This window comes from Xenorhabdus bakwenae (assembly GCF_030272115.1).
In the GTDB taxonomy this organism is placed as follows: Bacteria; Pseudomonadota; Gammaproteobacteria; order Enterobacterales; family Enterobacteriaceae; genus Xenorhabdus; species Xenorhabdus bakwenae.
The window spans coordinates 1-5,323 of record NZ_CP119197.1 but is presented as its reverse complement, the minus strand read 5'-3'; the positions used below and the strand labels follow the sequence as shown (position 1 = coordinate 5,323).

7 protein-coding genes are annotated in these 5,323 nt (G+C 38.2%); 3 read left to right on the top strand and 4 right to left on the bottom strand.

Annotation, left to right across the window (positions count from 1 at the left end; translation table 11 throughout):
* Positions 1 to 313 precede the first annotated feature (313 nt).
* Positions 314 to 556 carry a type II toxin-antitoxin system ParD family antitoxin gene (locus tag PXH59_RS19980; protein WP_285811907.1) on the top strand — a complete coding sequence of 81 codons (243 nt, stop codon included), beginning with the start codon at positions 314 to 316 and terminating at the stop codon, positions 554 to 556.
* Between the two features lie 124 nt (positions 557 to 680).
* Here PXH59_RS19980 and PXH59_RS19975 read toward each other — a convergent pair whose 3' ends face one another.
* Together PXH59_RS19975 and PXH59_RS19970 are read right to left on the bottom strand one after the other, a co-directional pair.
* Entirely contained in the window at positions 681 to 995 is a 315-nt protein-coding gene (locus tag PXH59_RS19975; protein ID WP_285811906.1) for a CcdB family protein, read from the bottom strand.
* Positions 996 to 997: 2 nt separating this feature from the next.
* The gene (locus tag PXH59_RS19970; RefSeq protein ID WP_285811905.1) at positions 998 to 1,234 is read right to left on the bottom strand and encodes a type II toxin-antitoxin system CcdA family antitoxin; all 237 of its coding nucleotides are present in this window, start codon (positions 1,232 to 1,234) and stop codon (positions 998 to 1,000) included.
* Between the two features lie 1,370 nt (positions 1,235 to 2,604).
* Here PXH59_RS19970 and PXH59_RS19965 point away from each other — a divergent pair.
* Positions 2,605 to 2,964: an Hcp family type VI secretion system effector gene (locus PXH59_RS19965; protein WP_285811904.1), complete on the top strand. Its 360-nt coding sequence runs from the start codon at positions 2,605 to 2,607 to the stop codon at positions 2,962 to 2,964.
* A gap of 66 nt (positions 2,965 to 3,030) precedes the next feature.
* Positions 3,031 to 3,627, top strand: coding sequence for a hypothetical protein (locus tag PXH59_RS19960; protein ID WP_285811903.1), 597 nt, complete (start codon positions 3,031 to 3,033; stop codon positions 3,625 to 3,627).
* On the opposite strand, the gene PXH59_RS19955 is transcribed toward PXH59_RS19960, so the two are convergent.
* Together PXH59_RS19955 and PXH59_RS19950 are read right to left on the bottom strand one after the other, a co-directional pair.
* Positions 3,602 to 4,549 (bottom strand): DUF4225 domain-containing protein, encoded by a 948-nt coding sequence (locus PXH59_RS19955; RefSeq protein WP_285811902.1) that lies wholly within the window; start codon positions 4,547 to 4,549, stop codon positions 3,602 to 3,604. The genes PXH59_RS19960 and PXH59_RS19955 overlap by 26 nt on opposite strands.
* Complete coding sequence (locus PXH59_RS19950; RefSeq protein ID WP_285811901.1) at positions 4,549 to 5,028, bottom strand: Hcp family type VI secretion system effector; 480 nt, start codon at positions 5,026 to 5,028, stop codon at positions 4,549 to 4,551. Before PXH59_RS19950 ends, PXH59_RS19955 begins: the two co-directional genes overlap by 1 nt.
* Positions 5,029 to 5,323 lie beyond the last annotated feature (295 nt).

Genomic DNA, 5,323 nt, shown 5'->3' with positions numbered 1-5,323 from the left:
TCAGGAACATCATGGCAGAAACTGAAAGACAGCGAGCCACCGCTGCGCAGGAAGTTGAACAGAGCCGTATCAAAGCCCAGGATGCTGAACGGCGACGCCGGAATGCAACGGCTACAGCAGAAAGACTGCGCCGGAAACAGGATCAGAAATTCATCAAAAGCTAACCTTATCCAAAAATGTTTTGTTGGATTGCCGGCATAGCGGCGGTACTACAAAACACATCTGGTCTCGCTGTTGGGGATTTGTGCCCATATAGATAAATATGGCCTGGCTTATCAGCTTGATGTATTAATAGTTAATACAGGTATTCAATATGAGAAAAATTACGTCAGTCAGTATGGGAAAACAGCTTGACAGTTTTGTGCAGCGAATGATTGAAAGTGGCCGCTATGGTTCAGCCAGCGAAGTTATGCGGTCAACGTTACGTTTGTTGGAAAAACAGGAAAATCTAGATGATGCGATCCGTAACGCAGTACTCGAAGGATTGGAAAGTGGAGAAAGCCCCCTAACGCTACGGGACATTGCTGAGCAGAGGAAACAGCGATATCGAGTATAAGGGGGTTTGGATGAGTAGAGCTGTCCGGTCACCCAATACCCGGGCATAGTTCCAAACCGTAAATTCCTGCGCGAATGCTCCCGCTAGCCCTTATAGTAATATGCCAATCGAGATCACCTTTTTGCTAAATACCGTCAATGAGGAAATCTATTGCAGCCTTTACCTGATTACGGTATTGCGACGCATCGCAAAATTCAGCCCCCAACGCATGAACAGATATACTTGCCAGTTCGTGAGTCATGACAGCATATTCTTTGTCGTCTATCAGCCTGATAAGGGGAATCATGCGCTCAGGGCGTCTGTTATCAGGATATCTTTCAACTGGCAGCAGTGGAATCACAATTCGGCGGTTTAACTGCCCAATAATGTCGCTCGTGACGTCCAGCAACAGGGGATAAACGACGGTTTTTCCGGTATTACGATAAACGGTAAATTGCATCGTTAAAATGTCCTGTATTCATCACTGAAACAACCATGTTCATCATGGAAACGGTTTAATGCCTCCAGAGTTTCCATATTTTCCTCCTTCCATTTCTGCGCCTCATAATGGCGTAATTCAGCATCCAAGGCGGCAGTAAGTGTTGCGCTAAAATTAATACCCGCTTCACGCGCCCTATTAAGTAAGCCTCGCTCTACAGTCATGGTTATGCTCTGTGTGTTGCGTTGTTTTGCGGTCATGATTGCTCTCCTGTACCAAGTATTCGTGTATCATACACGTATATATACACGAATTATAGTACTGAACGTTGAGGTTGTTCAGCGTTACCTTCCGTTAAACCGCGCATACGGGGATAAACTAACGTTACCTGAGCCGTTACCGTAACGAGTAAGTCACACACTCAGTTTCTTTGTTTCCCCCCGAAACATCATGGCGGTTCAACAAAAAATATCCTGTCCCTCGGTTAGGGCGGCGTTCGTATCGTTACTCAGATAACCCCTAGCAAGTACAAAAAAATCGGCCCGTATTTAACATAACATCTGTTGCCAGAACCGCCAGTATGGCCCTCAGGGCGGTTTTCATGTGAAACCGATAAAACTCCCTCTCTCCTGCCCCAAAAACCCGTAAAATTACGCCCAGACGTTGTTCAGCGACTGCATAATTATTCACGCCCTCACACACAGATCAGTTTGATTCCGAAATTGTGACGAACATCTTATTTTTATAAATTTTCTCACGGAAAAAAAATCCCCGGCGACGAAAAAAAACCATCGGCTTCGGTGTGAACGTGCATCAGATTAACAATTGATGATATGACGCTTCCTCGCCTTGACAGACTTCGCTAGTCAATGCTGCGGCGAGCGTTGCGGATCTCACAGAGTGAGAAATTGGTCAAGCCCCAGATATAACAAAGCCGAGAACAGTGGTGAAACTGCCTCGGCTCTGGTACGCTAAATCTTGTGTGCATCTCTGCTAAAGATTCGACCTCGCAATCCTATCTTAGCAGAGGGAAGCTAGCGAGTCACTACTTCCTTAAAACCATTCAACGACTATAACCCATTGCACACCCCTTGATTGATTCGGACTTCGCCCGGTCTCCGAAAGGATAAACAGGCAAATTGTGGTAATCACGTCCCGTCACACGATATGACGGCTCTGCCTCCGAATCACGCTGCGGTCTCACTGAGTACAGTGCGTACCTGATAAAGAATTCAATCAACGGGACAGGGGATCTAGGATTAATGAAGCGTCGAAAGAACCCCAAACAGAAAAGACACAAGCGATAATTGATGATGTCGCTTCGCTCCTCTCAGGGTTATACCACATTGGGGCATTAGGCAGTTTTGCGCGAAATTCTGCTTTTTGGCGCTTTTATCGCCAGTTATCAAAGAGGATCTCAGGACGATCTTTTTTGTTTTGATGCGCCTATTGCAAGTTTTTCTAATGTGTTAAGTTATCGTCTCTGGCTTAGCATTCAGGTCAGCATTATTTAAATAAACTAGACATCAATATTTATGTCATACATGATATATCTAACGATACATCTGTTTTTATTGACTATTTTCAAATAAAGGCTTACTTAGGAATAAGTAACAAAGGAGAAAATGTTATGCAGCATACCACTTATATGGAAATTACAGGGGCAGATCAAGGATTGTTGTCTAGAAACTGTTCAGACAATGATACCCATAAAGATAAAATACAGGTTAACTTCCTTGAGTTATCAAAAGGTATTGATGACTTAAGTTATATAGAAACAATAATTTTAGAAAAAAATTTAGATGGTTCATCCCCTTTATTACTTAATGCTATTGATAATAATGAAAATTTAGAATTGATTATATTTCAATGTTTTGATGGAAAAATAGCACATGAATTTAAATTTAAAAATGCGTTTATAGAAAGAATAGACACTAAGTTTTCAGACGAAAATGCTCCTTATGAAAAAATACAAATAAAAATAGTTTGATAACTAACATTAGTGATGGGCGACAGGAAATACCATCGCCCATAAAAAAGAGAGAAGATTATGAAAATGAAAAATAACAACATTTACTTATTAAACAAACTATCAAAAAAGGAAAATAAATCTTTAAAAAATGCCTATGAAAGAGAAATGAAATACATAAGGGATGAGATTGAAAAAGAAAATAAATCTTTAAGAAAGAAATATGAGAAAAAAATTAAATCTTTAAGAGATAAACAAGAAAAAAAAATCACATCGTTAAACGATGAACATCGTGAGGAAAAAATTAAATTGTTAAATGAGGCATATGAGCAGGAAATTCAATATTTAAACGATTCATATGAGAAGGAAATAAAATTTTCCAACGAGAAATATGAGCAACAAATCAAATCAAAAGATAAATATGATGAGTGGCTTAGTGATTTGTTTCGCTGGGATCTATCCACAATAATCACACTCAACTTCATATTCATATTACTATATTTCGCAAGCATATACGCAAGTAATAACAACCCATATGTAATGTTTTACATTTTTGCGTCAATATATTTCGTTGCTATAATCCATATCCCCATCGTAATATCATTAGATAAAAAAATTAGTTTCCTTTTATACTTAAAGGCAAAAGTAATTTACCTTTTCAGTTATTTTCATCTTTCTCATTAAAAAGATATTTATCTAACAGCAAGTATGCTTTAATTGACGTATTCCCAGCTTTATAAGTAAGCACCGCTTTACTACTGGTAAACATTTTTCTGTTATAATCACTTTCCATATATTTGAATAACCTAACCCCTCCTTTTTCAGTAAAAAATCTATGTAAAAGTGGTACTTTTTCAAGGCCACTTTTTGTTTCTACAGGTAAGTTTATAATTCTTTTGGAAGGATCATATTTAGCAAACGCTGCAAACGCAAAATAAAAACCAACGCCAAAGTTTACAGCATCATACGCTAATTCCCCAGAACCCTCATCAGCGCCCAAAAAAGAGAATCCTTTTTCTGTAAAAGATTTAACGGGATTTACGGGGTTGACTTCACCATCTGTAAATTCATACATGATATTGGTTACCCCTTCCACTGTATCGCCAATCCCTGTAGCTACCGCTAGAACTCCCATGCCTTTAGACTCCATGCCTCTTACCAATCCACCCCCCTTCGTGCCAAAAGCCATAACTCCAGTTCCGAACTGTACAATGCCTCCAATAATTTTTAACCCATTTTTACCATAAAATAGAAACCCTTTCCCTGAGTATTCTTGAGTCTTTAAATATGTTTTCCTATCTTTTTTTCTTCCTTGTTCATAACCATACTTTTCCGTATCCAATTCCTTTTTTATTTCGCTTATGTATTTATAAGCTTTTTCCAATTCGTCATCGCCATATACGGAGTCCCATTTCCCTCTTCCTTTTCCAGAATTATATAATGCAATTTGAAGATCACGCCGTATTACTCTAATAAGCTGGGCAATTTCATGTAGGTAGCCATTTTTAACTTCAATATCATCCAATAAATAAGCCGCTGAATATCTAGCAACTTTCGTCAATTCATCAGCATATCTATCAAACAAATCCAGTGATGGATATATCATTAGTATACCCTCTCATCCCATATACTATAGGAACTAGTCCCGGCAGTCACATGTTCCCACGTAATGGATTTAAATTTAATGGATAGCGATTCTTCTGGCTGAGCATCATTATGTGTTATAGAGTTTGGACAAAAGAAATTTATATTCACCAAAGATGCCTCGGTTAATTTAACTTTATAATATAATTCAAGCCCACCATTCATCGAAGTTCGATAAAAGAAAAATTCACAGGTTAATATTTCATTTGATGTTAACGCTTGTGATAATAAAGGAGAAGATTTATCGATAGGTTTACGTATATCTATAGGTTGAAAATTCACATTTTGATGCATGGATAAATTAGAAGATAATTCATTAACTAATATTTCATCTTCATGACCTTTTTGATATTTATTACCTATAGACTCTACAGTAGAACACCCGCCAGAGATTAAACCCTGTTTCTTTCCTTGTAACTTAAGATAAATAATATTCGCCATCACTACGCCCTATATAATTTCCTTAAAAAATCATAATATTACAAAATAAACTTAAATAAAATATCCAGAATGAAAAAAATTATCTTATCTATAAATTCAGATACCCATGATCCATTATGTTAAACGGGTAAGTTTAGTCACTAAAAATACCCGTTAGGTACGTTAAAAAGCCTCGATGACCGGCTGATTACAGAAAGTGAAACCTAAATATTTCAGACGTCATACCCGTCTTTGCTGACCAACTCATCCCAGCCTGGGGCATTCCTGGGTTTTCGTTCAGTCATGCGTCCTCTCA